At 69.4% G+C, this 25,411-nt stretch carries 28 protein-coding genes; 16 read left to right on the top strand and 12 right to left on the bottom strand.

All coding sequences use genetic code 11. The features are described from left to right. The first annotated feature begins 8 nt into the window (after positions 1-8). Positions 9-1,220 carry a DUF1501 domain-containing protein gene (locus tag ACAM51_RS22930; protein WP_369641943.1) on the top strand — a complete coding sequence of 404 codons (1,212 nt, stop codon included), beginning with the start codon at positions 9-11 and terminating at the stop codon, positions 1,218-1,220. Between the two features lie 192 nt (positions 1,221-1,412). Here ACAM51_RS22930 and ACAM51_RS22925 read toward each other — a convergent pair whose 3' ends face one another. Continuing rightward, positions 1,413-2,330, bottom strand: coding sequence for a DHH family phosphoesterase (locus tag ACAM51_RS22925; protein ID WP_218293980.1), 918 nt, complete (start codon positions 2,328-2,330; stop codon positions 1,413-1,415). Positions 2,331-2,486: 156 nt separating this feature from the next. On the opposite strand from ACAM51_RS22925, the gene ACAM51_RS22920 reads away from it, so the two are divergent. Further along, complete coding sequence (locus ACAM51_RS22920) at positions 2,487-2,954, top strand: TerB family tellurite resistance protein (protein ID WP_218340705.1); 468 nt, start codon at positions 2,487-2,489, stop codon at positions 2,952-2,954. A 109-nt stretch (positions 2,955-3,063) separates the two neighbouring features. On the opposite strand, the gene ACAM51_RS22915 is transcribed toward ACAM51_RS22920, so the two are convergent. Next, complete coding sequence (locus tag ACAM51_RS22915; protein ID WP_369641942.1) at positions 3,064-3,399, bottom strand: ankyrin repeat domain-containing protein; 336 nt, start codon at positions 3,397-3,399, stop codon at positions 3,064-3,066. Between the two features lie 109 nt (positions 3,400-3,508). On the opposite strand from ACAM51_RS22915, the gene ACAM51_RS22910 reads away from it, so the two are divergent. Next, positions 3,509-4,291: a pseudouridine synthase gene (locus ACAM51_RS22910; protein WP_369641941.1), complete on the top strand. Its 783-nt coding sequence runs from the start codon at positions 3,509-3,511 to the stop codon at positions 4,289-4,291. A gap of 9 nt (positions 4,292-4,300) precedes the next feature. On the opposite strand, the gene ACAM51_RS22905 is transcribed toward ACAM51_RS22910, so the two are convergent. Then, positions 4,301-4,891, bottom strand: a complete 591-nt coding sequence (locus ACAM51_RS22905; RefSeq protein WP_369641940.1) for an NAD(P)H-dependent oxidoreductase — start codon at positions 4,889-4,891, stop codon at positions 4,301-4,303. 463 nt (positions 4,892-5,354) lie between these two features. Here ACAM51_RS22905 and ACAM51_RS22900 point away from each other — a divergent pair, with 463 nt between their 5' ends. From ACAM51_RS22900 to ACAM51_RS22885, 4 genes are all read left to right on the top strand, one after another. Beyond that, complete coding sequence (locus ACAM51_RS22900; protein ID WP_218293975.1) at positions 5,355-5,867, top strand: MgtC/SapB family protein; 513 nt, start codon at positions 5,355-5,357, stop codon at positions 5,865-5,867. A 199-nt stretch (positions 5,868-6,066) separates the two neighbouring features. Beyond that, the gene (locus ACAM51_RS22895; RefSeq protein ID WP_369641939.1) at positions 6,067-6,984 is read left to right on the top strand and encodes a DMT family transporter; all 918 of its coding nucleotides are present in this window, start codon (positions 6,067-6,069) and stop codon (positions 6,982-6,984) included. A 142-nt stretch (positions 6,985-7,126) separates the two neighbouring features. After that, entirely contained in the window at positions 7,127-7,354 is a 228-nt protein-coding gene (locus tag ACAM51_RS22890; RefSeq protein WP_218293973.1) for a hypothetical protein, read from the top strand. Positions 7,355-7,478: 124 nt separating this feature from the next. Then, on the top strand, positions 7,479-8,018 hold the full coding sequence (locus tag ACAM51_RS22885) for a DUF924 family protein (protein ID WP_218293972.1): 540 nt from the start codon (positions 7,479-7,481) through the stop codon (positions 8,016-8,018). Positions 8,019-8,042: 24 nt separating this feature from the next. Here the strand turns inward: ACAM51_RS22885 and ACAM51_RS22880 are convergent, their stop codons facing one another. Beyond that, positions 8,043-8,984 carry a succinylglutamate desuccinylase/aspartoacylase family protein gene (locus tag ACAM51_RS22880; RefSeq protein ID WP_218293971.1) on the bottom strand — a complete coding sequence of 314 codons (942 nt, stop codon included), beginning with the start codon at positions 8,982-8,984 and terminating at the stop codon, positions 8,043-8,045. Positions 8,985-9,083: 99 nt separating this feature from the next. On the opposite strand from ACAM51_RS22880, the gene ACAM51_RS22875 reads away from it, so the two are divergent. After that, positions 9,084-12,218 carry a YncE family protein gene (locus ACAM51_RS22875; protein ID WP_369641938.1) on the top strand — a complete coding sequence of 1,045 codons (3,135 nt, stop codon included), beginning with the start codon at positions 9,084-9,086 and terminating at the stop codon, positions 12,216-12,218. 37 nt (positions 12,219-12,255) lie between these two features. Further along, positions 12,256-12,501, top strand: coding sequence for a hypothetical protein (locus ACAM51_RS22870; protein ID WP_218293970.1), 246 nt, complete (start codon positions 12,256-12,258; stop codon positions 12,499-12,501). Positions 12,502-12,549: 48 nt separating this feature from the next. Here ACAM51_RS22870 and ACAM51_RS22865 read toward each other — a convergent pair whose 3' ends face one another. The 3 genes from ACAM51_RS22865 to soxR form a co-directional block, all read right to left on the bottom strand. Then, positions 12,550-13,110, bottom strand: coding sequence for a GNAT family N-acetyltransferase (locus ACAM51_RS22865; RefSeq protein WP_369641937.1), 561 nt, complete (start codon positions 13,108-13,110; stop codon positions 12,550-12,552). A gap of 305 nt (positions 13,111-13,415) precedes the next feature. Then, positions 13,416-13,778 (bottom strand): VOC family protein, encoded by a 363-nt coding sequence (locus ACAM51_RS22860; protein ID WP_369641936.1) that lies wholly within the window; start codon positions 13,776-13,778, stop codon positions 13,416-13,418. 223 nt (positions 13,779-14,001) lie between these two features. Continuing rightward, on the bottom strand, positions 14,002-14,463 hold the full coding sequence (gene soxR / locus ACAM51_RS22855; RefSeq protein ID WP_369643871.1) for a redox-sensitive transcriptional activator SoxR: 462 nt from the start codon (positions 14,461-14,463) through the stop codon (positions 14,002-14,004). 217 nt (positions 14,464-14,680) lie between these two features. On the opposite strand from soxR, the gene ACAM51_RS22850 reads away from it, so the two are divergent. Together ACAM51_RS22850 and ACAM51_RS22845 are read left to right on the top strand one after the other, a co-directional pair. Beyond that, positions 14,681-15,130 (top strand): RidA family protein, encoded by a 450-nt coding sequence (locus ACAM51_RS22850; protein WP_369641935.1) that lies wholly within the window; start codon positions 14,681-14,683, stop codon positions 15,128-15,130. Between the two features lie 86 nt (positions 15,131-15,216). Continuing rightward, positions 15,217-15,360 (top strand): hypothetical protein, encoded by a 144-nt coding sequence (locus ACAM51_RS22845; protein WP_218293966.1) that lies wholly within the window; start codon positions 15,217-15,219, stop codon positions 15,358-15,360. Between the two features lie 103 nt (positions 15,361-15,463). Here the strand turns inward: ACAM51_RS22845 and ACAM51_RS22840 are convergent, their stop codons facing one another. Together ACAM51_RS22840 and ylqF are read right to left on the bottom strand one after the other, a co-directional pair. Beyond that, a complete protein-coding gene (locus ACAM51_RS22840; RefSeq protein WP_255591338.1) occupies positions 15,464-17,761 on the bottom strand; it encodes a bifunctional diguanylate cyclase/phosphodiesterase in 2,298 nt (765 codons plus the stop codon). Between the two features lie 123 nt (positions 17,762-17,884). Next, positions 17,885-18,853 (bottom strand): ribosome biogenesis GTPase YlqF, encoded by a 969-nt coding sequence (gene ylqF, locus ACAM51_RS22835; RefSeq protein WP_218293965.1) that lies wholly within the window; start codon positions 18,851-18,853, stop codon positions 17,885-17,887. Between the two features lie 104 nt (positions 18,854-18,957). Here ylqF and ACAM51_RS22830 point away from each other — a divergent pair, with 104 nt between their 5' ends. Both ACAM51_RS22830 and ACAM51_RS22825 read left to right on the top strand, forming a co-directional pair. Continuing rightward, positions 18,958-19,209 carry a hypothetical protein gene (locus tag ACAM51_RS22830; protein ID WP_218340694.1) on the top strand — a complete coding sequence of 84 codons (252 nt, stop codon included), beginning with the start codon at positions 18,958-18,960 and terminating at the stop codon, positions 19,207-19,209. A 56-nt stretch (positions 19,210-19,265) separates the two neighbouring features. Further along, entirely contained in the window at positions 19,266-19,436 is a 171-nt protein-coding gene (locus tag ACAM51_RS22825; protein ID WP_218294450.1) for an oxidoreductase-like domain-containing protein, read from the top strand. A gap of 189 nt (positions 19,437-19,625) precedes the next feature. Here the strand turns inward: ACAM51_RS22825 and gshA are convergent, their stop codons facing one another. The 3 genes from gshA to ACAM51_RS22810 all read right to left on the bottom strand — a co-directional run bounded on the left by gshA (position 19,626) and on the right by ACAM51_RS22810 (position 23,334). Continuing rightward, on the bottom strand, positions 19,626-21,155 hold the full coding sequence (gshA, locus tag ACAM51_RS22820; RefSeq protein WP_369641934.1) for a glutamate--cysteine ligase: 1,530 nt from the start codon (positions 21,153-21,155) through the stop codon (positions 19,626-19,628). 71 nt (positions 21,156-21,226) lie between these two features. Continuing rightward, positions 21,227-22,135, bottom strand: a complete 909-nt coding sequence (locus ACAM51_RS22815) for an SDR family NAD(P)-dependent oxidoreductase (protein WP_218293962.1) — start codon at positions 22,133-22,135, stop codon at positions 21,227-21,229. A gap of 290 nt (positions 22,136-22,425) precedes the next feature. Then, positions 22,426-23,334 (bottom strand): aminotransferase class IV, encoded by a 909-nt coding sequence (locus tag ACAM51_RS22810; protein ID WP_218293961.1) that lies wholly within the window; start codon positions 23,332-23,334, stop codon positions 22,426-22,428. Between the two features lie 120 nt (positions 23,335-23,454). On the opposite strand from ACAM51_RS22810, the gene ACAM51_RS22805 reads away from it, so the two are divergent. The 3 genes from ACAM51_RS22805 to ACAM51_RS22795 all read left to right on the top strand — a co-directional run bounded on the left by ACAM51_RS22805 (position 23,455) and on the right by ACAM51_RS22795 (position 25,244). Then, positions 23,455-23,736 carry a DUF427 domain-containing protein gene (locus ACAM51_RS22805; protein ID WP_218293960.1) on the top strand — a complete coding sequence of 94 codons (282 nt, stop codon included), beginning with the start codon at positions 23,455-23,457 and terminating at the stop codon, positions 23,734-23,736. A 546-nt stretch (positions 23,737-24,282) separates the two neighbouring features. Next, positions 24,283-24,948 carry a DUF938 domain-containing protein gene (locus ACAM51_RS22800; RefSeq protein ID WP_369641933.1) on the top strand — a complete coding sequence of 222 codons (666 nt, stop codon included), beginning with the start codon at positions 24,283-24,285 and terminating at the stop codon, positions 24,946-24,948. Continuing rightward, on the top strand, positions 24,945-25,244 hold the full coding sequence (locus tag ACAM51_RS22795; RefSeq protein ID WP_218293958.1) for a 2Fe-2S iron-sulfur cluster-binding protein: 300 nt from the start codon (positions 24,945-24,947) through the stop codon (positions 25,242-25,244). Before ACAM51_RS22800 ends, ACAM51_RS22795 begins: the two co-directional genes overlap by 4 nt. The last annotated feature ends 167 nt before the right edge of the window (positions 25,245-25,411 follow it).

Raw genomic sequence — 25,411 nt, 5'->3', positions numbered from 1 at the left:
AGGACACCATGCAACGCAGACACCTTCTTCAGGCCCTGGGCGCCAGCGCGCTCGGCGTCGCCAGTGCAAGCGTTCTGGCCGCCCCGCGCGCGCAGGACGTGCGCTTTCTGCTCGTGTTCCTGCGCGGCGGCTACGACTGCGCCAGCCTGCTCGTGCCCACGGCCAGCAGCTACTACTACGAGACGCGGCCGAACATCGCCATCGCCCGCCCCGGGCAGGACGGCGGCGCGCTGGCGCTCACGCCCGACTGGGGACTGCACCCCGCGCTCGCGGATTCCATGCTGCCGCTGTACCAGAAAAGCCAGCTGGCCTTCGTACCCTTCGCGGGCACCGACGACCTCTCGCGCAGCCACTTCGACACCCAGGACAGCATGGAACTGGGCCAGCCCGTGGGCGGGCGGCGCGACTACCGCTCGGGCTTTCTGAACCGGCTGGTGGCCGAACTCGCCGCTCCGGCGGCCGGCGCAGCAGCCACGCCGCAGCCCATGGCCTTCACCAGCACCCTGCCCCTGGTGCTGCGCGGCGCGGTGGACGTGCCCAACACCCTGCTGAGCGCGGTCGCGGGCCGCAGCGGCGTGGACGCGCGGCAGGCCCAGCTCATCGAATCCATGTACCGGGGCACCCCGCTGGCCACGCCCGTGGCCGAGGGTTTTGCCACGCGCGAGGAAGTGGCCCGCACCATGCAGGGCGAGATGGAGGCCGCCAGCCGCAACGCGCTCAGCACCAAGGGCTTCGAGGGCACGGCCCGGCGCATGGCGCGGCTGATGCAGACGCGCTACCAGCTGGGTTTTGTGGACGTAGGCGGCTGGGACACCCATGTGGCCCAGGGCGCGGCTACGGGCGCGCTGGCCAACCGCTTCGAGGAGCTGGGCCGGGGCCTGGCCGGCTTTGCCGACGAAATGGGCCCCGCATGGAAATCCACCGTGGTCGTGGTGGTGAGCGAGTTCGGCCGCACCTTCCGAGAAAACGGCAACCGGGGCACGGACCACGGCCACGGCACCGTGTTCTGGGTGCTGGGCGGCGGCGTGAATGGCGGGCGCATCGCGGGCGAGCAGCAGGCCCTGAGCGCCACCACGCTGTTCCAGAACCGCGACTACCCGGTGCTCAACGACTACCGCAGCGTGCTAGGCGGGCTGTTCGCGCGGATGTACGGGCTGAACGCCGCCGCCGTGGCACGGGTGTTTCCGGGGGCAAAGGCGGCCGACTTGCGACTGGCGTAGCCTCGGGGGTCAATGGCACTGGCCCGACGATGCCCCAGAGCTGCGCAGGGCGTTTGCGCACGCCCGCCCTGGGCCGGGAGAGATCCGTGCAAGGGCCGCCCCGCCGCACTGGCTGCGTTTCCCTTCCCGCATCGCGGAGCATTCGAGAGAAGGGGGAAGGCGCGAAGCGACCCAGCTGCGTTTGCCCCTGCCTCAGGCGTTGAAGGTGCCCGTCAGCAGCTCGGGCAGGCGCTCCACCTTCATCTTGAAACCGCAGGCCTGCGCATGGCCGCCCCCGCCCATGCTCTCGGCCAGCGCGATGCAGTCGAAATTGCGCTGCGCGCGCAGCCCGGCCTTCACGCCCTTGGCGCCCGCGCTCCACATCAGCGCGAAGGTCCCCGTCTTCGCCGACAGCATGTCGCCCACCAGGCTGTGGAACATGCCGGGGGCGTTCACCATCAGGCCCTCGATGCCGTTGAAGACCAGCGGCTGCGCGCCCTCGGCGATGTCGGCCGCGAGCTTGCGGTACTTTTCATCCATGGCCGCGCCCCGCGCCATGAACAGCGTGAGCTCTTGCGGCGTGAAGGATGCGATCTCGCGCCAGCGCTCGAAGGTCTGCGCCTCCATGTCGAGCGCCGACAGGAAGCCCGCGCTCTCGGCGAACTCCCACTTCCAGATGTCGCGGTCTTCCACGTACTGCAGCAGCGCCGGGACGGGTTCGTGCGGGTGGAAGAACTCCCACGCCAGGCGCGCGCCCGACTTGCCCATGTCGAAATGCACCACGCCGCAGCGGCAGGCAAAGCCCGTGAGCTTCTCGGCCGCGCTCTTGTGGTGGTCCAGCATCACCAGCTTGGCCGCGCGCTCGTCGATGGCGCGCAGCACCTCGGCCGAGAAGGAGAAATCAAGGATGTAGACCGCGCGGCCCGCGACGGGCGGCAGGTCGTCCACGGTGTTGACATCGCCATGGTCCAGCCCCACGTACTCGGCGCTGTCGCCGTAGTAGAGCCAGGCGGCCAGCGCGGCGCCAAAGCCGTCGGGGCAATAGCGCCCGTGGTACAGGACCAGGGGCGAGGGATCATTCTTGGCGGGGGCAACCAGCAGTTGCAGGGGGAGTATGGTTTTCTTCGTCATGGCCCCCAATTGTCGCCGGGGTGGTGGCGGGGGGCGAGCACTGTATCGCCACGGCGGCCGTCCGCCCGGCCGCACCAGGGCGGGGGAACCAAGACCGCCCGTGCGACCTCCATCCATCCATGCCTGCATGCCGCGGCCCCATCGAAAGCACCCTCCATGTTCCAGACACTCAAAGACCTGCTCGACAGCCTGATGCAACCCCCGGCAACCCCTTCCGCCCAGGAGCAGGCCCACGCCGTGCAACTGGCCGCTGCCGTGCTGCTGGTGGAGGTGGTGCGGTTCGACGCGGCCATGGATGCGGCCGAACGCACGGCCATGGTCACCGCCCTGCGCGGCAAGTTCGCGCTGGCCGACGATGAACTGGATCGCCTGCTGGAGCTGGCCGTCGACACCTCCCGCAGCGCCTACGACTACCAACGCTTCACGGGCAGCCTGAACGATCACTTCACACAGCCGCAGAAGGTGCAACTGGTCGAGGCCATGTGGCAGGTGGCGTACGCCGACGCGCGCCTGGACGAGAACGAGATGCACACCATCAGCAAGGTGGCCGGCCTGCTGCATGTCACGCACGGCGAATACATCGCCGCCAAGATGCGGGCCAAGGAGTCTGCACGCCTTGCCTGAAGACCTTGGAAGGCCGCCAGCGGCGGGCAGACAGTCCTGGCATCCGGCCGCGACCGCCGCACGCGGATCGGCGGGCCCCTTCGCCGCCGCCGGCGGCTGACCGGCGACGCTAGATGGGCAGCCAGCGCCACCAGAACGGCTTGCGCTCTTCCTTGCCGCCCCGGGCCTGCAGCAGCGGCACGAACTCGGTGCGCCCGTGGCGGCGCGCGGCCTCCAGCGGCGTCATGTCGTCGAAGTCGGACCTCAGCCCCGCGTCGGCGCCGTGGGCCAGCAGGTAGCGCGTGATCTCGGCATGCCCGTGGATCAGGCTGGCCACCAGGGGCGTGCACAGGATCTCGGGGTGCTGGTAGTTGGGATTCACGCCCGCACCGATGTGATAGCGCACCAGCGCCAGATCGCCGGCCACGGCGGCGGCGTACATGTCCTTCCAGTCTCCAGCCGACATACCACTGCATCCTTTGCATGAACGGGATCGGCGCAGTGTAGAGCGCGCGGCGTGCTGCACAATGCGCGCCTTCCCTACCCGGCCCGCGGCACAGGCCACTTTTCTTTCCATGCACCCTCCCCTGCACATCCTCTGGCGCGACGAGCACCTGGTGGCCGTCTACAAGCCGGCCGGCTGGCTGGTGCACCGCACGGGGCTCGATGCCGGCGAAACGCGCTTCGTGATGCAGGTGCTGCGCGACCAGCTGGGCCAGCATGTGTTCCCCGTGCACCGGCTCGACAAGGGCACCTGCGGCGTGCTGGTGATGGCGCTGCACAGCGATGCGGCGCGCGCGCTGTCGCAGGCCTTCGAGCAGCAGGCCACGCACAAGCGCTACCTGGCCATGGTGCGCGGCTGGGCGCCCGAGGCCGTCGCGGTGGACCACGCGCTCCGGCCCGACGACGCGCCGGCCGATACGGCCGTGCAGGAGGCGCACACGCGCTTTCGGCGCCTGGCGCGGCTCACGCTGCCCGAGGCCAGCGACCCCCGCTTCGCCGCCACGCGCGCCTCGCTGGTCGAGGCCGTGCCCACCACGGGCCGGCGCCACCAGATCCGCCGCCACCTCAAGCACCTGGCCCATCCGATCATCGGCGACGCCACGCACGGCAAGGGCCCGCTCAACCGCTGGTGGGCCGAGCGGCTGGGCCAGCAGCGGCTGTGGCTGCACGCCTGGCAGCTCACGGTGCCGCACCCGGCAACGGGCCTGGCCATGACGTTCGAAAGCGGGCTGCCATGGCCCGTGGCCCCGCAGGGCGGCGCGGGCCCCGCGCCGGGTACCGGGGACGGCGCGCAGGCCACGGGCCCCACGGCAGACTGGCAGCGCCTGCTGGCGCGGTTGCCGTGGCAGGACTGAGGGCCCCGCCTACCCCGCCTTGGCGCCGAGCGCCTGCATGCGCGCCGTCCACTTGGCCACGCCGTCCTCGCCCAACTGCTCCACGCTGCCCACCAGCGTTTCATGCACCGGCGCAATGCCCACGAAACCCAGGATGTTGCGCTCCAGCGACTTCACGCTGTGCGCGCGGAAATACCACCGGTAGACCATCGCGGGCATGCCCATGGTCACCACCACCCGCGCGCTGCGGCCCGTGAGCCCCTTGCGGCCGAACGGGTTGCTGCCCTCGGTGGTGAACGCGAAGCCGGGCCGCGCCACCTGCTCCAGAAAACCCTTGAGCAGGGCCGGCATGTCGCCCAGCCACAGCGGAAAGAACAGCACGATGTGCCGAGCCCAGCTGATGGCGTCCTGGGCGGGCCTGAGCCTGGCGGGCAGCAGGCCCAGTTCCCACTCATGCTGGCTGCGCAGCAGCGCGAAGTCGATGGCGGCCACGTCGATCTGCCGCACCTCGTGGCCAGCGCCAGCGGCCCCCCGGGCATAGGCCTGCGCCAAGGCATGGCACAGGTGCGGCGCGCTCGCGTCGGGATGTCCCTGGATCAGAACAATGCGCTGCGGGGTCATGGCGAACTCCTCACTGGGCCGCGCCTGCCCCGTGGCGGCGGCCCGGGCAAACGGTGGCGTGGGGGGCCCGGAGCAAATCGTGACACGCGCCACCCTTGCGTGCAAGCGGCCCGTGGCACAGGGACGGCGCCGGTTCCGGGCGGGGGTCCAAGGTCCGTTCATCGCCACGCCATTTACTACTATTTTCATAGCTATTGGCGCTTTTCCATCAAGCGCTTCATGGCATTTTCATCCTCATTTCAGTGGCCGCCACCATGGCGTGGCCAGGCGTCGCGTCGGCACCGTCCTACCCCCGGGCCCGCCCGCCGCCGGTAGGCACGGCCTGGCGCGGGCGGCACAGTCGTGAACCAGCACCATCGCTGCCGCACCACCTGCCTGCCCACCATGCCAACACTCCGCACCTCCAGCCACCGCCGCGCGGCGGCAAGCGCCCGTCCCGCCACCGGCCACCGGGGCACGCCCCATGGCTGACCTCTGGCAGGAGATCGCCGCCGCCGTGGCGTCCGAGTTTTCGGACGTCTCCGACGCCGCGCAGGCCACGCGCATCGTCGTGCGGCTGACGGTGGCCGCGGTGCTGGGCGGGCTGCTTGGATGGGAGCGCGAGCACGCGGGCAAGGCGGCCGGCGTGCGCACCCACATGCTGGTGGCCATGGGCGCCGCGCTCTTCGTGCTGGTCGCGCAGCAGGCCGGCATCGCGCCCGCGGACAACAGCCGGGTGCTGCAGGGCATCATCGCGGGCGTGGGCTTCCTGGGCGCGGGCACCATCCTCAAGGGCGACGCCGAAAACCAGGTCAGGGGCCTGACCACCGCCGCCGGCATCTGGCTCACGGCCGCCATCGGGGTCGCGGCGGGCCTGGGGCGGGAGACCACGGCCGTGCTCAGCACGCTGCTGGCGCTGCTGGTGCTGTGGGCCGTGCCGCTGGTGCACGACCGCATGGCGCGCGCCAGCACCCGGCCGCAGCACAAGCCGGACTGAGCGGGCGCAGCCCGGGCCAGCCATTTCCGGCACCGCGCGTGCGCTACACTTTTTGGCCCTCAGCCACCTGGGCCCGCGGCGCCACCAGCATGCCGCCGGCATCGCACATGCACACCCCACCCGCGCAGCCTTTTCCCCCGCCCTGCCGCAGCCCGGCGCCCGCACCTCGCGCGCGCCGCTCCCACCTGGCGGCCCGCCCATGACGCAGGCCGGCAACCCCCGCGCGCCCACGGCGGCGCACACGGCGGCCACGGGCAACCTGCGCGGCATCGTCGCCATGGTGGCGGCCGTAGGCTTTTTCTCCCTGATGGACGCACTGCTCAAGACCCTGTCGGCCAGCTACCCGGCCATGCAGGTGGCGGCGCTGCGCGGCTGGGCGGCGCTGCCGCTGGTGGCGCTGTATGTGCTGTGGCGCGGCGAGGCGGGCCGCCTGCTCCAGGTGCGCTGGCCCCTTCACCTGCTGCGCGGCGTGCTCAACGTGACCATGCTGGGCCTGTTCACCTATGCGCTCAAGGAACTGGGCCTGGCCGAGGCCTACACGCTGTTTTTCATCGCACCGCTGCTGATCACGGCGCTGTCGACCGTGGTGCTGCGCGAGAAGGTGCGCGCCGCGCACTGGGTAGCGATCGCGCTGGGCATGGTGGGCGTCGTCGTGGCCCTGCGGCCGAGCCAGGAGGCCTTCTTCACCCTGGGCGCGCTGGCCGTGCTGGGGGCGGCGTGCGGGTACGCCGTGTCGGCCATCACGGGCCGCGTGCTCAGCCGCACGGATTCCAGCGCCAGCCTGGTGTTCTGGACCACGGCCTTCCTGGCGCTGGGCGCGGGGGCGCTGGCCTGGCCCCGCTGGGTGGGTGTGGCGCAAGCGCACTGGCCGCTGGTGGCGGGCCTGGCGGTCACGGGCTTCCTGGGCCAGCTGGCGATCACCGAGGCGTTCCGGCACGGGCAGGCATCGGTGGTGGCGCCGTTTGAATACACGGCGCTGGCCTGGGGCATGGGCCTGGACTGGGTGCTGTGGCAGACCGTGCCGGGCTATTCCACGCTGCTGGGCGGCGCCATCATCATCGGCAGCGGGCTGTACCTGGTGCGGCAGGAACGCACGCAGGCCGTGCTGCCGCCCTGACACCGGGCACGAGGGGTCCGGGATGGGTGGATCTGGGCCACGGCCCGCGCCGATGCACGGCATGGTCTTACAGCGCGGCGGCGCGCTTGGCGGTCCAATGAAGCGACCAGTATTGCGGCAGTACCCCGCCAAAGGAGATCGCATGACACAGCACGCCACCATCGCAGGCCACGTTACCTACACCCCGGGTGACGGCGCGCCGCTCACCATACCCAAGGGCCCCGTGGAAATCGAGCCCGCCAAGGACAGCACCACCCTGAGCTGGACGGCCGACAATGACGCCGTGGGTTCGGCCGCCATTCCCCGCGACCAGTTCAACCAGTACGTGCGGGATGGCAAGATCCGCCTGGACAAGGAAACAGGCAAGTAAGCAAGCCATCGACTGCAAGGCACCCTCCCTGCCAGGCCTGCGGCGAACATGCGCGCATTGCATCCATAGCATCCCAGGCACCACGCTCCGGCGCCTGCTGCCCATTTCATCCAGAGAACGCCCCATGCAAGCTGAAGACGTCCTTCATTTCTGGTTCGAAGAACTCACGCCCGCGCAACACTTCGCCCAGGAAGATGCACTGGACGCCACCATCCGCGAACGCTTCGGCGCCACCTGGGAGGCCGCGCGCCTTTGCGAGCTGTGGACGTGGCGCAGCACGGCGCGCGGGCGCCTGGCGGAAATCCTGGTGCTCGATCAGTTTTCCCGCAACATCCACCGCGGCTCGCCCCTGGCGTTCGCACAGGACGCGCAGGCGCTGGCGCTCGCCCAGGAACTGGTGGCCGGCCGGCATGACCGGGACCTGCCCACCGCCCAGCGCGCCTTTGCGTACATGCCCTACATGCACAGCGAGTCGAGCACCATCCACGCGCAGGCGATGGCGCTGTTCGACCAGCCCGGCCTGGAAGACAACCTGCGGTTCGAGCTGCGCCACCGCGACATCATCGCGCGCTTTGGCCGGTATCCGCACCGCAACGCCGTGCTGGGGCGCGGCTCCACCGCGCAGGAAACCGCTTTTCTCGCGCAGCCCGGCTCATCGTTCTGAGCTGGCGGGGGTGCCCGAAGACCCTCAGACCGCGAGAGGCCGCGTGAGGTACACCGCCTCGCGGCCCACGATAGGTTCGCGCGTGGGCATCAGCACCGTGCAGTCATCACAGAGCGCGCGGATCTCGTGCGGACCATCGGTGGCGATGAGTTCGTCCTTCGCGAACACCTCGAACCCCTGCACCGGCCGTGTGAACCGGAAACCGGGCGTGCGCACCATGCAGGTCTCCAGCAGCTCGTAGCGGCGCTGGGGACCGGGCACGGGCCGGCCCGCAGCTGCCTCGATCAGGCCGAAGTGCGCCAGGAAATCCAGTGCCACCGCCGTCGCCATGTCGGCCGCCGACTGCAGGAAATGCTGGCCGCATTCCACCACCAGCGCCACCCCCTGGCTGTCGGCCAGCCCATGGCGGCCGTGCTGGATGAGCGGCGTCCCCGACCCCAGCCCGCTGGGCATGACCAGGTGCACGGGCGGGCGTCCCAGGGCCAGCGCCACGTCCGCGTTGCGCGGGTAGGCCGGGTACACCCAGAAGGGCTCCACGTCCTGGCTGGTCGAATGGATGTCGAGGATGTGGTCCGCCGCGGCCACCACGGGGCGCAGGGCGCGCGCGCGCAGCAGCTCGGGGCTCTCGTCCGTGCCGTCGAGCTCGCCGGCCGACCAGATGCGGTTGAGGTTGTGCACGAGCTGGCGGCTTTCGAAGGGGCGCGCCTGGTCGAACGACTCGTACGCCGCCACGTTCGCGAAGCTGATGGTCAGGGTGCCGATGCGCGGGCGCACGCCCGTGTCCAGCAGGTGCGTGGCGGCGACCATGCCGCAAATCTCGTTGCCGTGCGTGAGCGCATTGATGAGCACATGGGGGCCGGGCTGGCCAGATTCGAAACGGTGCACGTAGTCGATGCCCACGTTGCCCTGGCGGTAGGCGGACAGGTCGCGCGGCAGCACTTCGAAGGCGGGGGGATTCTGTGTCATGGCGGTCCATTGATAAGACAACACATGATTGTCCGCGCAAAGCAGGAACCGTGCAGGGCGCGGTGTACGATGCCCGCCGGACGCCCTCCTCCCGCACCGATGCACATGCCCCCCGCCCGACTCTGTACGCTGGCCGATGTGGCCGACCGTCTGCCCGCCGACAGCTGGATCGCCGGGCGCCTGGCGCAAGACCCGGCCGCCCTGGCCGCCGAAACCGTGCTCTGCATCGCGGGCGATGTGCAGCTGACCGCGCTGCACCTGGATGCGCCCCTGGCCAGCGGCAGCCCTCTGCGGACGCTGCTGCAGGGTGGCGGCGCGCACCCGGCCCATCCCGCCCTCGCGGGCCAGCCCTTTCTGGTCCTGATCGAGGGGTGCCTGCAGATTGACGGCGCGCTCACCTGCGACGGCACCGGGGGCGCCGCCCACCTGGCCGTGCTGGGCGATGCGAGCCTGCGCAACACCGTGGTGGGTGGCCAGCGGCTGCATGTGCAGGGCGCGCTGCGGGTGGCCGACCTGCTCTGGGGCGACGGCCGCCATGGCGGCCTCACCGTGCGGGGCGGCCTGCAGGCCCGGGTGGCGCTGTTCACGGATGCCTATCCCGTGGACATCACCGGGCCCGAGCAGGTGGAGTTCCTCATGGACGAGGTGCGCGGCATACCGCACCGGGCGGAGTTCTCCAGCGAGATCGCGGGCATCGTGTTCCCGCCCGTGTTCCATGACGGCACGGACGATGGCGAGAACGGCATCGGCTGCATGCTCGACCGGCCCAGCGTAGTGGCCGCCGTGCGCGCGGGCGAAAGCACCACGCGCAGTAGCGACGACATCCATGCCGCCCTGCCCCTGGAGGCGGGCCTGTTCGCCGATGAAGCGGTCAGCGTGCGCAACATCCTCGCCGCAACACACACGCCGGTGATCGGCCCCAAGGAGCACACGACCACGGGATGGTTCCGGCAGACCGATTTTTCGCTGTGCCAGCGGCATGTGGACGCGGAGGGCGACCAGCGCGATGACAACGTGTTCATCACCGTGTGGAAGACCTGGGACTTCTACCTGTCGGTGTCGCAGGTGCCCGAGCGCCAGGGGCTGCTGGCACGCCTGGCCGCCGCCGTCCTGGGCCGCAAGGTGCCGACCACCGCGCAGCCCACGCTGGTGTACCGCGCCTACCGCGAAGGCGAGCCCGGCGAGTGGCTGCCCCTGGCCCCCGACACCGCCCCCGAGGCTTGGCGGGCCTGCACGCAGGCCTGGCGTGGCGTGCTGGACTACCTGCGCAAGGCCGTGGGCCAGCACCGCGCCCGCTACCCGCTGCACCAGCGCCTGGTGGCCGCGCTGACCGCAGAACGCATCGAGGACTTCACCAGCCTGCCCATGTTCACCGAGCGCTACAACGACTGGTGGGACAGCGACCGCAACGGCTGGTGGGAAGGCGACGTGTGGGTGGGCGCGCGCCAGCCCTGCATGCACGGCGGCGAGCCCTGGGGCCGCGCCTTCAAGCTCAGCTGGGAAAACGGCGAAGACGCCCCCGGCGACGAAGAAGACAACGCCCACAGCGCCTACCAGATCAATGTGGAGCCCGCGCTGGACGGGCCCGCCGTGGTGGAGTTCACCTACGCACAGCGCCAGAGCGATGCCCGCGCCCCCTTGCCCCGCAGCGCGGCCGACCACATCGCGCGGCTGCTGCGCTTCGCGGGCGGGGTGGAGACCCGTGTGCGCGCGCGCCACGAACAGGAACAGGCCCGCCAGGCCGAGGCCCAGCGCATCGCGGCGGCCGTGCACCTGCTGGCCGCGCCGCCGCTGGCGCCTGATGCCCCCGATGCGGCGGTCTTCCCCGCCGAGCTGATGGCCCTGTCCGGCCAGTGGCAGGCCGACGGACAAGGCTATGTGGCCGCCATCCGCGCCCACCAGCGCGCCCTGGATGCGGCCGAGGCGCAGACAGGCCACGGCGGCAACCCGGCAGACGGCGACCGTGACGGCGAAGGCGATACCGAGGAAGACAGCCACCTGCCCTCCGACCCGCGCAAGGCGGCTGCCGCCACGGTGCTGCAGCTGGCGCGCGTGGTCCACACCCACGCCGACGAGGATCTGGCCGGACGCTTTCGCCGGCGCTTCGCGTTCGCGCCCGACGCCTTCGTGCGCCACGCCGCCGATGCAGGCAGCTTCATCGGCCCGGTGTTCGCGCTGGGCGATGGCCGCGTGCTGGCGCGCATCGGCGCGCCCTACGACGATGCCGCCCATTGGGTGGAACTGCAGGGCGTGAGGCGCACCCCCTTGCCCGCGCTGCACGGCCTGGGCCGCTCGCCCAACCGGCGCTGCTTTGCCCGGAGCGACGGCCAGCACATCACCACCCACGACGGATTCGACGGCCCGGTGATCGCCCGGTTTGCACTGCCCCAGGGCAACGAAGGGCTGCCGCCCCAGGTGCCGGTGTCGGCAGGCCCGCCGGGCCAGCGCTGCGACGAGCTGATCCCCTTCAACGACGGCCAGCGCGTGCTGCTGCGCAACCCCACGGGCATCTACCTGCTGGCCAGCCAGGGCAGTCAGGGGAGCCCCGGCGTACAGCGCCTGCACCCCCAGACCTTCGACGAGGATGGCCCCTACACCTGGCCCAAGAACCAGCAGGAAGAATGGGTAGATGGCACAGAGGTCACGGTGCTGGCGCTCGACATGCTGCACATGGCCCTGTCGCCGGACGAGCGCCACATCGCGGTGGGCGACCAGGACAGCCAGCACATCCTGCTCGATGCACGGGGCAACGTGGTGGCCGAATACGAAACGCTGTCGTCCTACCCGCACCACGCCACCTTCTCGCACGATGGCACGCGCCTGTTCGCCAACTCGTGCCACCTGTACGGGGGCGGCACCCGCTCCGTCCCCCTCGGAGGGCCGCCGCAAGGGGCTGCGGGCGACGAAGACGCCCCGCCACTGGACGAACGCTGCCGCGTGTACGCCTCGGCCACCCTGCCCGGCATCGTGGTGCTGGGCGATGCCGACGGCTACCTGCACGCCCTCGGGGACGACGGCCGCCCGCTGTGGCGCCACCACATCGGCAGCACCATCAGCGCCATGGAGGCGTCGCCCGACGGCAGCACGCTGTGGGCGGCCAGCTACGGCGGCTATCTGGTGCAACTGGAGCGCCTGGAGACAGGCATGGACCCCTACTCCATCGGCACCTCGCCGTATGCGGAGACGCGGCGGTGGATATTCTGGCGTGGCGAGGCGGCGCCGTTATGCTGGTAGCCGATGTGGCAATAGCATGCGAGGCGCCGGGGGCACCATGATGAATGCGTTTGGCTTTCTGCTTGGGTACCTGGCTGCAGCGCTGCTGCTGGCCGTTCTGGTCGTCGCGGGCCTTCTTGCCGCCGCGGCGGTGCTTCCGCGCGGCCATGCGGTCGCCGATCAATTGCGAGAGTTCGCCAGCCGAGTTCCTGGTCTTGCTGTCCGCAGCGTCCTGCTGCTCGACGGACTCCTCTTTGTGGCCGGGGTGGTGCTTCTCGCCGTCCTGACCTTCGTCCATTCTTGACCCCATCCTGGGACGACAGGGTGCTCAACCTCGGAGTTGACCGGCCTGTCAGGCCGCACCGCCGCTCCTCCAATCCCGCTTCAGAAGCGAGTGCAGCATCAGGTCATGATGGGACCCCGCCCAATACCCAACCTCTCTGAGGCGCCCTTCCTCCACAAAGCCAAGCCTTCCGAGCACGGCCAAGGAGGCTCGATTGTCGGGATGCACCTGTGCTTCTACACGGTTCAACTCCATCTCTCCGAATCCCCAAGCGAGAACCGAAGCCAATGCCTCTTTCATGTAGCCGCGTCCCTGGTGCAGCGGAGAGATTTCATAGCCCACCACGCACATTCGCCAGTTTCGGTTCCAGCGGAACAGGCCGCAAGTTCCAATCAGGCCGGGGACGCTTCTTAGCTGTATGCCCCAGCGGGTGCCGGACGCAGGTTCCTCACGCCATTTCGCAAACGTCTGGACCAGACCTCTCGCCCCGTCGATGTCTGTCAAGGGATCCGATCCAAACCACTTCATGTGCTGGGCGTCGCCATGAATGCTCAAAAGATCTTCAGCATCAGTGTCAACGATCTCCCGCAAAAAGAGATTCCGAGTCTCGAGCTCCGGGAAGTGGCTCATAGTGCGGTCTAGCGTGATGTATCCCGCAAAACTTGCGGGATAGACTGCACCTTGCGGAATATTCTGGACACTGATTCCTCCTGGAAGTGGCTTGCAGATGGGGCTTGCGGTCAGTGCGCTGTTCAAAAGCACACATATCAAATTTCCGACAAGCCCGGCAGGCATCACCTCGGCAAACTATAGCTTGCCAGTAGGCAGGCGCCGGACACCTGGACAGCGCAGTTTGGGCCGCAAGCCAGCGGGCAGTGAATCAACGCCAGCTTTGGGGTGGTTTCGTCCAGCGGCGGCCTCGGGCCCCAACTCGGTCAGTCGCGAAACTTGCGGCTTGAAACGCTGACCGAGTTCCCGTCTGGATCTTTTGTGTTGGCGAATGCGTAGCCGTTTGCTTGATGGATGGCCCCGAAGACAACGCCCGTTGCCTTGGCGGCCGCGACGAACTTTTGCACATCAGTCACCGCAAATGACATCTTGATGGCGGCGGAGCCAAGCCTAAGACTTTTGGCGGCCTGATGGATCAGTATCTCGGCGCCGCCGGCAATCGGGCGAAGTTCGATAAGTCCCTCACTGATTTCGCCACTTGTCTCGTAGCCAAAGTTCTCACTGTAAAACCGGGCGGTGCGATGCATGTCCTTCGCATAGATGATTACGGTGCTAAGTGCGATGGTCATTGAGATCAGATGCCTTGTGGAGTGGGCGGGAGTGTATCGAGCGTCCGCTCCTGGCCCCATTCTGCCCTCGCACCCCATCCGCCTGCAGCAATCACCGCATGGCAGCCCCTTTTCCACCAACCTGCGGCAGCCACTGCCTTCGAGGCTTGTTGCTGACCACGGGCACAAGCGACGCCACCCGCTCACCACGCGCCGGCAGGCGCAGCAAATCACGCACCTGCGCTCAAAAATGCGGCCCGGGCCCTTCCTGCGCCAGCGTGTCGTGCGCATTGCGCAGCGGGCAGACCTTGAGCGACAGGCAGCCACAGCCAATGCAGCCGTCGAGCTGGTCGCGCAATGCCGTCAGCGTGCGGATGCGCTCGTCCAGGTCGTCGCGCCAGCGGGCCGACAGGCGGCGCCAGTCCGCCACCGTGGGGGTGCGCCCGGCGGGCAGGGCCTGCAAGGCATCGGCGATGGCGGCCAGGGGCACGCCCATGCGCTGCGCCACCTTGATCACCGCCACGCGGCGCAGCACGGAGCGCGGGTAGCGCCGCTGGTTGCCCGCATTGCGCACGCTGGCGATGAGCCCGCGCGACTCGTAGAAATGCAGCGCGGAGACGGCCAGGCCGCTGCGGCTGGCGACCTCGCCCACCGACAGCTCGGACTGTTCGTGCACCGGCACGTCGGGAACGGGGGCGCCCTGCACACCGGGGGCGAGGGGGACGATGGGGACGACGCGCTTGCCTGGCTTCACAACAACTCCTGCAGGGTTTTTCTCCACGGCATTTGACCTCAATTTAACTTGAGGTTTGATACTAGCCCATGAAACCGGAGAAGCCGCCGAGCCCACGGCGGCCGCCCTGGTTTCCCTGGCCATTCCACCTTTGGCTTCACTCCACCACCCACCTCTGGACTCCTGCACCATGCGCCCTGATTCCGCGACGACCCTGCGCCCCGCCACGGCCGCCTCCAAGCTCCGCTTCCTCAACCCGCCCGGCCTGTACGACCCGCGCGCCAACGGCTACACCCACGTGGTGGTGGCGCCTGCCCAGGCGCGCACCGTCTACGTGGCGGGCCAGGGCGGCGAAAACGCGGCGGGACAGCTTTCCGCCGACTTTGGCGAGCAGTTGCGGCAGGCGTTCACCAACCTGCGCATGGCACTGGTCGGGGCAGGGGCCAGCGTGCACGATGTGGCCAAGCTCACCGTGCTGGTCGTGGACCACACCGAACAGCGGCTGGCCCTGTTCAGCCAGGCGGTGCGCAGCCTGTGGCCCGACGGGGCGGCACCGGCCTGCACCCTGATCCCCGTGTCCCGGCTGGCGCTTGACGGCATGCTCGTAGAAATCGAGGCCACGGCCGCCGTGCCTGCATGAGCACCGCGAAGGTGGCCGCGAACGCACCCCGTTTGTGACGTACCATGCCGGCACGGTCCCATTCCGAGACCCTTACAGGAGGCCCTATGGCAAAAGGCGAACAACGCAGCAACAAGATGGCGAAGAAACCCAAGAAGGACACTTCGCTGCCCAAGGAAAGCGGCGGTTCTGACCGCCCCATGCCACCGGTGACCTCCGTCATTCCGCGTGGCAAGGAAAAGAACAAGTAACGCGGTGGCGCGCACGCGCCCACCACCTTCTTGCTATCACATCAATAGCTGCCAGCGCTTTGCCATCAAGCGCTGGCAGCTATTTTCATTTGAACCTTGCGTATCAGTTCCGGGTGGTCGGGGCGTCGGCCCGCGCCGTGCGGGCCAGCCAGTCGGTATCGGGCTCGGGGCGGCCGAACAGGTAGCCCTGGTACACGATGTCGGGCGCGCGCTGGCTCAGGAACTCGGCCTGGTCGCGGGTCTCCACGCCCTCGGCCACCACGCGCAGGCCGAAGTGGCGGGCCACCGCCAGGATGCCCTCCACCAGCACGCCATCGTCGGCATTGGTGGGCGCGTCGCGCACGAAGGAGCGGTCGATCTTGATCTCCTGGATGGGCAGGCGCTTGAGATAGGCCAGCGACGAGTAGCCCGTGCCGAAGTCGTCCAGCGACATGTCCACCCCCAGCGCCGCGAGCTGCCCCATCTTGGCCACGGCGTCATCGAAATCATCGATCACCAGGCCCTCGGTCACCTCCAGCGTCAACAGCCGCGGGTCGGCGCCCGTGGCCGCCAGCACCGCGCGCAGCTGCGGCACGAAACCCGCCTGCCGGAACTGCCGCGCGCTCAGGTTGACCGACAGCCGCAGGCGGCGCTCCTGGAACACCGGCCCCGCCAGCAGCGCGCAGGCGTGCGTGAGCACCCAGTTGCCCAGGCTCACGATGAGGTCCGATTCCTCGGCCACGGGGATGAAGACGCCTGGCGGCACCAGGCCGTCGCGCGGATGCTGCCAGCGCACCAGCACCTCGGCGCCGGTGAGCTGGCCCTGCACGTCCACCTGCGACTGCAGGTACAGGCGCAGCTCGTCCGCCCCGATGGCCTGGCGCAGCTCGCGCTCCACGCGAAAGCGCTGCTCGGCCGCCTCGCCCATGCCCTGCTCGAAGAAGGCCGCGCGCCCGCCGCCCGCCTGCTTGGCGCGGTGCAGCGCGGTGCCCGCGCGGCGCAGGGCGTCGTGCGCGACGTCGTTGGCGCTCTGCGGGTAGAGCGTGATGCCCACGCTGGCGCCCAGTTGCGCCTCCTCGGCATCGTTGTCCTGCAGGCGCAGCGGCCGCAGCAGCGCCGACTGCAGTTTTTCCGCGAAGGCCAGCGCATGCCGGCCCGCGAGCGAGGCGTCCGCGCCCAGGCCATGCAGCACCACGGCAAATTCATCGCCCGCCACGCGCACGAGCAGGCCCTGGGGGGGCAGGATCTCGGACAGGCGCAGCGCCACCGCGCACAGCAGGCGGTCGCCCATCTCGCTGCCGCGCGCATCGTTGAAGGTGGTGAAACGGTCCAGGTCGAGCAGCAGCAGCGCATGCTGGGTGCTGGGCGCCCGGCCCGGGCGCCCCTGCAGCGCGGACAGCCGCTCCACCAGCGTGAAGCGGTTGGGCAGGCTGGTGAGGCTGTCGAAGTGCGCCAGGCGGTGGATCTCCTGCGCCGCGTGCTTGCGCTCGGTGACATCCTGCTTGAGCTCCACGTAGTGGCTGATGTGCCCGTCGGGCTGGCGGATCGGCGCCACCACCACGGCCTCGGCGATCTCGGCACCGTCCTTGCGGCGGTTGAGCTGCTCGCCCGCCCAGTTCTCGCCGCGCGCCAGCGTGTCGCGCAGCCCCTGGCGCTGGGCGGGCGCCATGCCGTTGCTGGACACCAGCGCGGAGGGCTGGCCCAGCACTTCGCCGCGCGCATACCCGGTGCGCGCGAGGAAGGCGGCGTTGACGTATTCGACGCGCCCCTGCAGGTCGGTGATGACAATGCTCTCGGGGCTTTGCTCCACCGCGCGCTGCAGCTTGCGCAGCTCGGCATCGATGGTGGCCAGGTTCACGGCGGTGCGCTGTGCCTCCTGCACGCGGCGCAGATAGCTGCGGCGCGACAGCAGGGTGGCCGCCGCCGTGACCGCCAGGATTCCGCTCAGGTAGGCGACATAGGCCAGCCGGTTGCCGTAGCGCGCCGCGGGCAGCCAGCCCCGCAGGTCGGCCCAGACGAAGAACAGGAACAGCACGCCCGTGGCACCGGTCAGCACCAGGGTGGGCCGCGCGCCGAGGATCCAGCCGGCGAACACGATCAGCACGGGAAAGTTGAGCAGGTTGGGGCCCCGCAGGCCCCCGTTGGTCGCGGCCACGATGGCGACCACGCCCCAGACGCCCCAGATCAGCACCAGTGCCGCCTGGTGCCAGCGCCGCAGGCGCCCCAGCAGCACCGCCACGCCCCCCATCGCGCCCGCGCCCAGGTTGAGCAGCACGTGGGTCCACGACAGGGGCCGGTCCAGCAGCAGCAGGGCGGCGATGACGGTGCCCGTGACCATGACCGTCCAGGAGCCCGCCCGCACCAATTGCTCGGTGGTGGCATCGTCTCGTTCGGAAGGCGAGGAAGGGACAGCAGCGGGCATTGGTTTCAGGCGGTAACAGCCAGGCTGGCATGGTAACGCGATACCCTGCGGCCACCGAGCCTGCCGTGCGCGCCCACGGCCCGGGATACCCTGGCCGGCGCCCGTGGCCCTGGGGCGCGGGGCCTACTCGGCGTCGCCGGACGCCGGTTCGCGCACGCCCGAACCCTTGCCCTTGGCCTTGGCGCGCGCGTCCTTGCGGGCCTGGCGCCTGGCGTCCTCGGCCAGCCCGGCGGCCCGCCAGGCCTCGAACTCCTGCGGGGTTTCCAGCGTGATGCGGCCCAGGATCGCGGTGCGGAAATCGGTCATCACGATCTCGGCCGTCTTTTGCAGGTTCACGCGGCCGCCGCCCAGCATGGCGCCGCGCTTGCGGCCGATGGCCTCGAGCAGTTCGTCGTCCTGCATCGTGGCCATGGCGCCGGCTGGCAGGCCCAGCTTGTAGCGTGCCTCCAGCAGCGGGGCGTAGTGCTGCTGCAGGCGGCGCAGCAGCTCCAGCGCCACCAGTTCCTCGTCGAAGGCATTGCGGCCTACCGCGCCGCTGGCGGCCAGGTTGTAGCCGCTTTCGGGCACGATGATGCGCGGCCACAGCATGCCGGGCGTGTCCCACAGGTAGAAGTCGTCGGCCAGCGTGATGCGCTGCTCCAGCTTGGTGATGCCGGCCTCGTCGCCGGTCTTGGCCTGGCGCTTGTTGGAGAGGGTGTTGATCAGCGTGGACTTGCCCACGTTGGGCACGCCGCAGATGAGCACGCGCATGGGCTTGGCCATGCCGCCCCGGTTGGGCGAGAGCAGGTGGCAGGCGTCGATGAGCTTGCGCGTGGGGGCCGGGTCGGACGCATCGAGCGGCAAGGCGCGCGTGTCGCTCTGGGCGTTGTACCAGTCCACCCACAAGGCCGTGCGGGCCGGGTCGGCCACGTCCTGCTTGTTGAGCACCTTGAGCGTGGGCTTGTGGCCCGTGATCTCGGCCAGCAGCGGGTTGGCGCTGGAGCCGGGCAGGCGCGCGTCCAGCACCTCGATCACCACGTCAATGTCCTTGATGCGTTCGGTGATGGCTTTGCGGGTCAGGTGCATGTGACCGGGGAACCACTGGATGGCCATGCGGGGGTACTTTCTTCTGTATTTGAATCAATCCAAGGGTGGCAAGGATAATCGCGGTCTCATCTTTTCATGATCTGGCGCGTTTTTGCGCCGCCCTGCCCACCATGCCGCTGCCCACTCCGTCGCCCTCCAAGCCCACCGCCAGCAAGGCCGACAAGGAAGTGCTGTTCAAGGGCGTGACCTGCGCCCTGATCGGCCTGGTCATCCTGCTGGCGCCCCATGTGGCGCGCTCCACCAGCGTGCGCGATCTCATGAGCCAGGCGGCCCTGGTGGGCTGGTTCGCGCTGGTGCTGGGCATCGCGTTCGTGGCGCAGTACGGCATGCGGCGCGCCCGGGCCGGGCGCCGCCCACGATGACATCGAACACCGCCACCATCCCGGCCCGCGCTGTGGACGGTGCCTCCGCGCAGCGGATGTTCCAGTGGCTGCAGCAGCGCGCCACGGACGCGGGCATCACCCTGCGCAACCCGCCTCCCGAGCCCACCACCTGCTGCGGGCGCGGCTGCAATGGCTGCGTGTGGGAGGGGTTTCTGGACGCCGCCGAGTACTGGCGGCAAGAGGCGCTGCTGCGGCTGGAGGGCTGAATTTCAAGCCAAATTGGCCTCTAGCGCTTGATGAATAAACGCTGGAAGCTATCAAATTCAGAGTACCGAACAACTCTGCCTTGTAGCAGACGTCGCCTAAAACTGGCGCTGCCCAAGGCCAGTGCCACCGTGGAACTGGCTCTGCCAGGCCACCGGTGGCGTCCCCCTTGGGGGAAGCGGCTCAGCCGCTCAGGGGGTCAATTCCTTCACCGACATGTACTGCTCGCGCCAGGCCTCGAACGGCAGCGTGTCCGCCGCCTCGATGGCCTTCTGCGCCGCGATCGACTCGTCGGCCATGGCCAGGTAGCGCGCCTGCTGCTCAGCCGTCCAGGGCAGGCCCAGCAAGGCGTCGCGCGCGGCGATGGACTGCTGGCGGGCAAAGGCTTCGAAGCTGTGGTGGTGCTCCTGCACGATGCTGTCGAGCACGCGGGCCGATGGCGTGCGCCCGGGAGCGGACATCAGCGCTCGGGCGTCGCGCAGCGCGGCGCTGTAATCCTGGGTGCCGTGGGTGGCATCCAGCGCGGCGGCCAGGGGCTCGCACGCGGCCAGCACCTCGGCGCCCCATTCGGTCAGGGGCACGCTCTGGCCGTTGCGCGAGAGCCGCAAGCCGGGCTCGCGGCCCCGCTCGGCCGTGAGGTGCTGGTTCTGCTTGAGTTCGGCGATCTCTTCGGGCGTGTCGGGCGGGCTGTCGGACAGCAGGCAGTGCAGCAAGAACACGTCCAGGAGCCGCATGGTGGGCGCCGTGATGCCCACGGGCACGAACGGGTCCAGGTCCATCAGGCGCACCTCGACGTATTCGACACCGCGTTCACGCAGCGCGTGCAGCGGGCGCTCGCCCGTGCGCACGGTGCGCTTGGGGCGGATGGTGCCGTAGAACTCGTTCTCGATCTGCAGCAGGCTGGTGCCCAGCTGGTTGTAGTCGCCACCCGGGTTGCGCACGCCCACGGTTTCGTAGGCCGGGTACGGCTTGGTGAGTGCTTCGTGCAGCGAGTTGGCGTAGCCCGTGAGGCCGTTGTAGCTCACGGCCAGCGTGGCCTGGGCGTCGCTCTGGTAACCCAGGCGCCCCATGCGCAGCGAGGTGGCGTGCGGCAGGTACAGCGCGCTGCCGCCCTCCATCTGCTGCAGGCGGTGTTCGCGCCCTTCCACGAAACACGGGCACAGCGCGGGCGAGGCGCCGAACAGGTACAGCAGCACGAAGGCATGGCGGCGGAAGTTGCGGATCAGCGAGAAATACTGCTCGCTGTCCACGCCCGGCAGCGACCAGTTGTAGTGGATGCCCGAGATGGTCTGCATGCGCCGGCCATAGCGGTGGCCCAGGCCCATGCGGTACACGCTCTTGGCGCGCCCGATGTTGGAGCCGCCGTAGCGCCCGATGGGAATGGTCTCGTCGGTGGGCAACCCGCAGGGCATGCTGGACGCCCACAGCAGCTCGCCGCCGCTGTTCTTCAGGGTGTGGTGCACGAACTGGTGCACCTCGGTCAGCTCATCCAGGCACTGCTGGACACCCTTGTGGGCGCCGGTGATGAGTTCGAGCTGGGACTCGCTGTAGTCGGTGGTGATCAGGGGGTGCGTGAGGGCCGAGCCCAGCGCCAGCGGGTGCGGCGTGAGGGCCAGGCCATCGTGGGGCAGCACCCGCAGCCCCTCCTTTTCAATGCCGCGGCGAATCCCTCCCAGGGCCTGCGCCGGGTAGGCGGCCAGTCTCTCGTGCAATTTGCTCATATGTTTATACCGATCCGTCTTCTGTCGGCCCGGAACTTAGCACGGAGCAGGATTGCGCGTATGGACCTGGCTTAAACCCTCGCCGCCATGGCCTTGCTCACTTCATTGGTTCCCTGCGCCGCGCCACTTTGTGGTACTTGTTCGCCCGCGCGCCCCGTCGCTTCGGCCAGGCGGGCCGCCAGCTGCTCGGGAACGTCGGCGCCCAGCCCCAAGTGGATGCCCTGCGTGAGCGTGATGTGCGCGGCCTCGAACGTGCCCGCGCCCGCGCACAGGATGGTGCGCGTGGGCGCACTCTCGTGCGCCAGCACCAGCATGGCGGGCACCACGGCCTCGGGCTTCAGGGCGTCCAGCACCTCCTGGGGCATCAGGCCCTCGGTCATGCGCGTGGCGGCCGTGGGTGCCAGGGCGTTCACGTGGATGTGGTATTTGGCCCCCTCGATGGACAGAGTCTGCATCAGCCCCACCTGCGCCAGCTTGGCCGCGCCGTAGTTGGCCTGGCCGAAGTTGCCGTACAGGCCCGTGGACGACGTGGTCATCACGATGCGGCCGTACTGCTGGGCCACCATGTGCGGCCACACGGCCTTGCAGCAGTGGGCGGCGCCCATCAGGTGCACGTCCACCACCAGGCGGAAGTCGTCCATCTCCATCTTGGAAAACGACTTGTCGCGCAGGATGCCGGCGTTGTTCACCAGGATGTCCACCCGGCCCCAGGCGTCGATGGCCTGCTGCACCATGGCCTGCACGGCCGCGTAGTCGGTGACCGAGGCGCCGTTGGCGATCGCCTCGCCGCCGGCCGCGATGATCTCGTCGACCACGGCCTGCGCCGCGCCCACCGAACCACCCTTGCCGTCCACCGCGCCGCCCAGGTCATTGACCAGCACCTTGGCGCCCCGCGCCGCCAGGGCCAGTGCATGCTGGCGGCCCAGGCCCCCGCCCGCCCCCGTCACGATGGCCACGCGGCCCTTGAATTCGATGTCCATGCAAGGTTCTCCTGTTGTGTCTGTGAAAAAGTTGGCTGGCGCACGCGCGCCGCGCGTGGCACTGTAAGCCACGCGGCACGCGAGCATGGTTGCGCAGGCGACTCGGGGCCAGGGGCCCATGGCGCCCGCGCGCCACGCATGCCGCAGGCACGGCCCGGGCCTGCAGACGCCGCACCAGGGCCCGCGGGCGCCCCGGCGGCCTTGGCGTGCGTGCGCTGGCAGCGCCTCTCTTGCCGTGCACAGCGCGGAAAAAAGGGGGAAGCAACGGCGCCGCTCAGGGGGGCGCCGCTTCATGCATAGCGCACGGGCTGGCTGTAGCGTGGATCGCGGTGCCAGTCCCAGTAGGTCCGCACCAGCTGGCGCACCACCGGCCCCACGGCGCCATCGCCCACCGGCCGCCCGTCCACCCGGGTGACAGGCAGCACACCCCCGCCCGAGGTGGACAGGAACACCTCGCGCGCACCGCGCAGTTCGGCGGCCGGCAAGGCCCGCGCCTGCAGCGGCAGGCCCAGCGACGCCGCCATCTCGAGGACCGTGCGGCGCGTGATGCCTTCGAGCATGCCCTGGGCGGGCGTGGCGATGGTGCCCTGCGCATCCACGCAGAACACGTTGAAGCCCGGGCCTTCGACCACATGGCCTGCTCCGTCGGTGAGCACGACGGTGTCGCCCCCGGCGTCCAGCGCCCCCAGGAGCCCCATGGTGAGGTCGTTCCAGTGGTAGTTCTTGACGCGCGGGTCCACGCTGCTGGCGGGGATGCGCTGCACGTCGCTCACGATGAGGTTCAGGCCCCGCTCGCGCTGCGCCTCGTTGGCGATCCACACATAGGGCACGGCGAACGCGTAGAACTGGTTCACGGCCTGGCGCGGGTCGCGCGAACCCCAGGGCGGCTGGCCGCGCGTGACGATCATCTCCACATACGCATCGCGCAGGCCCGACAGGCGCACGCACTGCTCCAGCACCGCCGCGATCTCGGCGGGCGAGCGTCCCGGGTCGAGCCGCAGGCGCGCACAGCTGGCCAGGAACCGCTCCAGGTGCGCGTCGAGCCGGAAGAATGCGCCGTCCCAGACGGTGACCACGTCGTAGGTGGCGTCGGAGCGCAGAAACCCCCAGTCGGTCAGCGGAATTGCCGCGTCGCCAATGGGAACGTACTGGCCGCGCACGCAGGCGGCCCCCTGGGAATAATCGGGTAAGGTGCTCATGCCCGCATTCTGGCCAGCGCGGGCCGCCCCGCAAGGCCCGTGGGGCCATTGCTCGCACATTCATCGCGGTCACCGCTTGTCCGTCAAGCGCTGCGCGGCATTCAATTGAAAGGAAATACCATGAAAGCAGTCTGGAACGGCGTGGTCGTCGCCGAGAGCGACGACACCGTGGTGGTCGAAGGCAACCACTACTTTCCCGAAAGCGCGCTCAAGCGCGAGTTCTTCACCTTCAGCAACCACAAGACCACCTGCCACTGGAAGGGCCAGGCCAGCTACCTGTCGCTGCTGGTCAACGGCGAGATGAACACCGACGCCGCCTGGTTCTATGCCGATCCCAAGCCCGAGGCCGAAGAAATCCGGGGCCGCGTGGCGTTCTGGAAGGGCGTGAAGGTCGCCGCCTGACCAGGAGGCCAGGGTTATCCCTGCCAGCGCTGGACAATCATGTGGATAAGTTTTGGCAAGTCCTGTATGGCAGCGCCAAGTGCTTGATTCATAAGGCCAAGGCCTGCGACGCCTCTTTTTTAGGCAATCGATCCCGCACTGGCTCCGGTTATCCCAGCCCGCACTGGACAATCATGTGGATAAGTTTGGAGAAGTCTTGTATGACATCCTTAAGTGATTGATTTATAAGAAATATCCTTGCATTGCCCAAAAAAGCGGCAACCACGCCCAGGGATTCCGCGCACCGCGCCCAGCCCCTTGCCACCCCCCAGTCCGCCCCGGTTATCCCTGCCCGCACTGGACAATCATGTGGATAACCCTGGACAAGCCTTGTATGGCGGGGGTAAGTGCCTGATTTACAAGGAATATCCTTGCACCGCTTAAAAAACAGGCACTGCCCCGCCACGCGCCGGCTGCGATACAGTTCCCATCGGCGCCCCCTGCATAGCTACATTTTTAATAGCAACCAGCGCCCGCCAGTCCAGCGCGCATGAGCAAAATCATCCCATGTCCCACCCTCCGCTCCCGCACAGTCCCGCCGCCGAACGCAACCAGGGCCCCATCCTGGCGGTGCTGCAGTCCCTGCTGGCGCCGGAAGGCGCGGCACTGGAGATCGCCAGTGGCACGGGCCAGCACGCGGCGCACTTTGCCGCCGCCCTGCCCGGCTGGAGCTGGCAGCCCACCGACCTGCAGGGAACGCACTTCGGCGCCATCGCCGGCTGGGCCGCGCACACGGGCGCGCGCAACGTGCGCACACCCGTGGCGCTCGACGTGCTCCAGCCCGCCTGGCCCGCCGATGGCCCGGCGTTCAGCCAGCCGTTCGACCTGATCTACTGCGCCAACATGCTGCACATCGCGCCCTGGGCGTGCTGCGCGGGCCTGATGCGCGGTGCGGCCCGCCACCTGGCGCCAGGCGGCCTGCTGGTCACCTACGGCCCGTACCTGGAAGACGGCGTGCCCACCGCCGCGGGCAACCTGGCGTTTGACGCCAGCCTGCGCGCCCAGGACGCCGCCTGGGGCATCCGCCGCATCGACGACGTGGCCGCCGTTGCGGCCGGGGCCGGGCTGCGGCTGGCGGCCCGCCATGCGATGCCCGCCAACAACCTCCTGCTGGTGTGGACCCGCGCCACCCCCGCCCCCGACGCCCGCCCCGACACCACGCACCACCCATGAGCACCCCACCCAACACCGCGCCCTTCTTCATCGCCACGGTAGAGCCCGGCGGCCAGCAATGCGACGCCTGGCCCGAGCAGCCGCTGCTGCTGTCGCTGGAACAGGGCGGCATCGACTGGCCCAGCTCCTGCCGCAACGGCACCTGCCGCACCTGCATGGGCCAGCTGGCCGAGGGCACCGTGCGCTACGCCATCGAATGGCCGGGCCTCACGGCCGAAGAAAAAGACGAAGGCTGCGTGCTGCCCTGCGTGGCCTATCCCACATCGGACGTGGTGCTGCAGGGCAGCATGGTCTGAAGCCCCCCGCAGCCGCGCCGCACCGCCCGACGGCAGGGCGGCGCCGGCAAGGGGCGCCCCCGTCTGGGGAGCCTGCCCAACCCACGAGGAACTGATTTGCATCAGCCCCGGGGCGCCCCACCGGGCACGGCGCGGCCCGGTGCACTAAAATCCCATCCTTCTGGGGC

Source organism: Acidovorax sp. A79 (genome assembly GCF_041154505.1).
GTDB lineage: Bacteria > Pseudomonadota > Gammaproteobacteria > Burkholderiales > Burkholderiaceae_C > Acidovorax.
The sequence above is the reverse complement of the archived record's forward strand: the minus strand, read 5'-3'. Positions and strand labels throughout refer to the sequence as shown.

Bases quoted from the DNA above. Each gene is read 5' to 3' on its own strand.
- ACAM51_RS22930 (WP_369641943.1), top strand. From the start codon at position 9: ATGCAACGCAGACACCTTCTTCAGGCCCTGGGCGCCAGCGCGCTCGGC.
- ACAM51_RS22925 (WP_218293980.1), bottom strand. From the start codon at position 2,330: ATGACGAAGAAAACCATACTCCCCCTGCAACTGCTGGTTGCCCCCGCC.
- ACAM51_RS22920 (WP_218340705.1), top strand. From the start codon at position 2,487: ATGTTCCAGACACTCAAAGACCTGCTCGACAGCCTGATGCAACCCCCG.
- ACAM51_RS22915 (WP_369641942.1), bottom strand. From the start codon at position 3,399: ATGTCGGCTGGAGACTGGAAGGACATGTACGCCGCCGCCGTGGCCGGC.
- ACAM51_RS22910 (WP_369641941.1), top strand. From the start codon at position 3,509: ATGCACCCTCCCCTGCACATCCTCTGGCGCGACGAGCACCTGGTGGCC.
- ACAM51_RS22905 (WP_369641940.1), bottom strand. From the start codon at position 4,891: ATGACCCCGCAGCGCATTGTTCTGATCCAGGGACATCCCGACGCGAGC.
- ACAM51_RS22900 (WP_218293975.1), top strand. From the start codon at position 5,355: ATGGCTGACCTCTGGCAGGAGATCGCCGCCGCCGTGGCGTCCGAGTTT.
- ACAM51_RS22895 (WP_369641939.1), top strand. From the start codon at position 6,067: ATGACGCAGGCCGGCAACCCCCGCGCGCCCACGGCGGCGCACACGGCG.
- ACAM51_RS22890 (WP_218293973.1), top strand. From the start codon at position 7,127: ATGACACAGCACGCCACCATCGCAGGCCACGTTACCTACACCCCGGGT.
- ACAM51_RS22885 (WP_218293972.1), top strand. From the start codon at position 7,479: ATGCAAGCTGAAGACGTCCTTCATTTCTGGTTCGAAGAACTCACGCCC.
- ACAM51_RS22880 (WP_218293971.1), bottom strand. From the start codon at position 8,984: ATGACACAGAATCCCCCCGCCTTCGAAGTGCTGCCGCGCGACCTGTCC.
- ACAM51_RS22875 (WP_369641938.1), top strand. From the start codon at position 9,084: ATGCACATGCCCCCCGCCCGACTCTGTACGCTGGCCGATGTGGCCGAC.
- ACAM51_RS22870 (WP_218293970.1), top strand. From the start codon at position 12,256: ATGATGAATGCGTTTGGCTTTCTGCTTGGGTACCTGGCTGCAGCGCTG.
- ACAM51_RS22865 (WP_369641937.1), bottom strand. From the start codon at position 13,110: ATGAGCCACTTCCCGGAGCTCGAGACTCGGAATCTCTTTTTGCGGGAG.
- ACAM51_RS22860 (WP_369641936.1), bottom strand. From the start codon at position 13,778: ATGACCATCGCACTTAGCACCGTAATCATCTATGCGAAGGACATGCAT.
- ACAM51_RS22850 (WP_369641935.1), top strand. From the start codon at position 14,681: ATGCGCCCTGATTCCGCGACGACCCTGCGCCCCGCCACGGCCGCCTCC.
- ACAM51_RS22845 (WP_218293966.1), top strand. From the start codon at position 15,217: ATGGCAAAAGGCGAACAACGCAGCAACAAGATGGCGAAGAAACCCAAG.
- ACAM51_RS22840 (WP_255591338.1), bottom strand. From the start codon at position 17,761: ATGCCCGCTGCTGTCCCTTCCTCGCCTTCCGAACGAGACGATGCCACC.
- ylqF (WP_218293965.1), bottom strand. From the start codon at position 18,853: ATGGCCATCCAGTGGTTCCCCGGTCACATGCACCTGACCCGCAAAGCC.
- ACAM51_RS22830 (WP_218340694.1), top strand. From the start codon at position 18,958: ATGCCGCTGCCCACTCCGTCGCCCTCCAAGCCCACCGCCAGCAAGGCC.
- ACAM51_RS22825 (WP_218294450.1), top strand. From the start codon at position 19,266: ATGTTCCAGTGGCTGCAGCAGCGCGCCACGGACGCGGGCATCACCCTG.
- gshA (WP_369641934.1), bottom strand. From the start codon at position 21,155: ATGAGCAAATTGCACGAGAGACTGGCCGCCTACCCGGCGCAGGCCCTG.
- ACAM51_RS22815 (WP_218293962.1), bottom strand. From the start codon at position 22,135: ATGGACATCGAATTCAAGGGCCGCGTGGCCATCGTGACGGGGGCGGGC.
- ACAM51_RS22810 (WP_218293961.1), bottom strand. From the start codon at position 23,334: ATGAGCACCTTACCCGATTATTCCCAGGGGGCCGCCTGCGTGCGCGGC.
- ACAM51_RS22805 (WP_218293960.1), top strand. From the start codon at position 23,455: ATGAAAGCAGTCTGGAACGGCGTGGTCGTCGCCGAGAGCGACGACACC.
- ACAM51_RS22800 (WP_369641933.1), top strand. From the start codon at position 24,283: ATGTCCCACCCTCCGCTCCCGCACAGTCCCGCCGCCGAACGCAACCAG.
- ACAM51_RS22795 (WP_218293958.1), top strand. From the start codon at position 24,945: ATGAGCACCCCACCCAACACCGCGCCCTTCTTCATCGCCACGGTAGAG.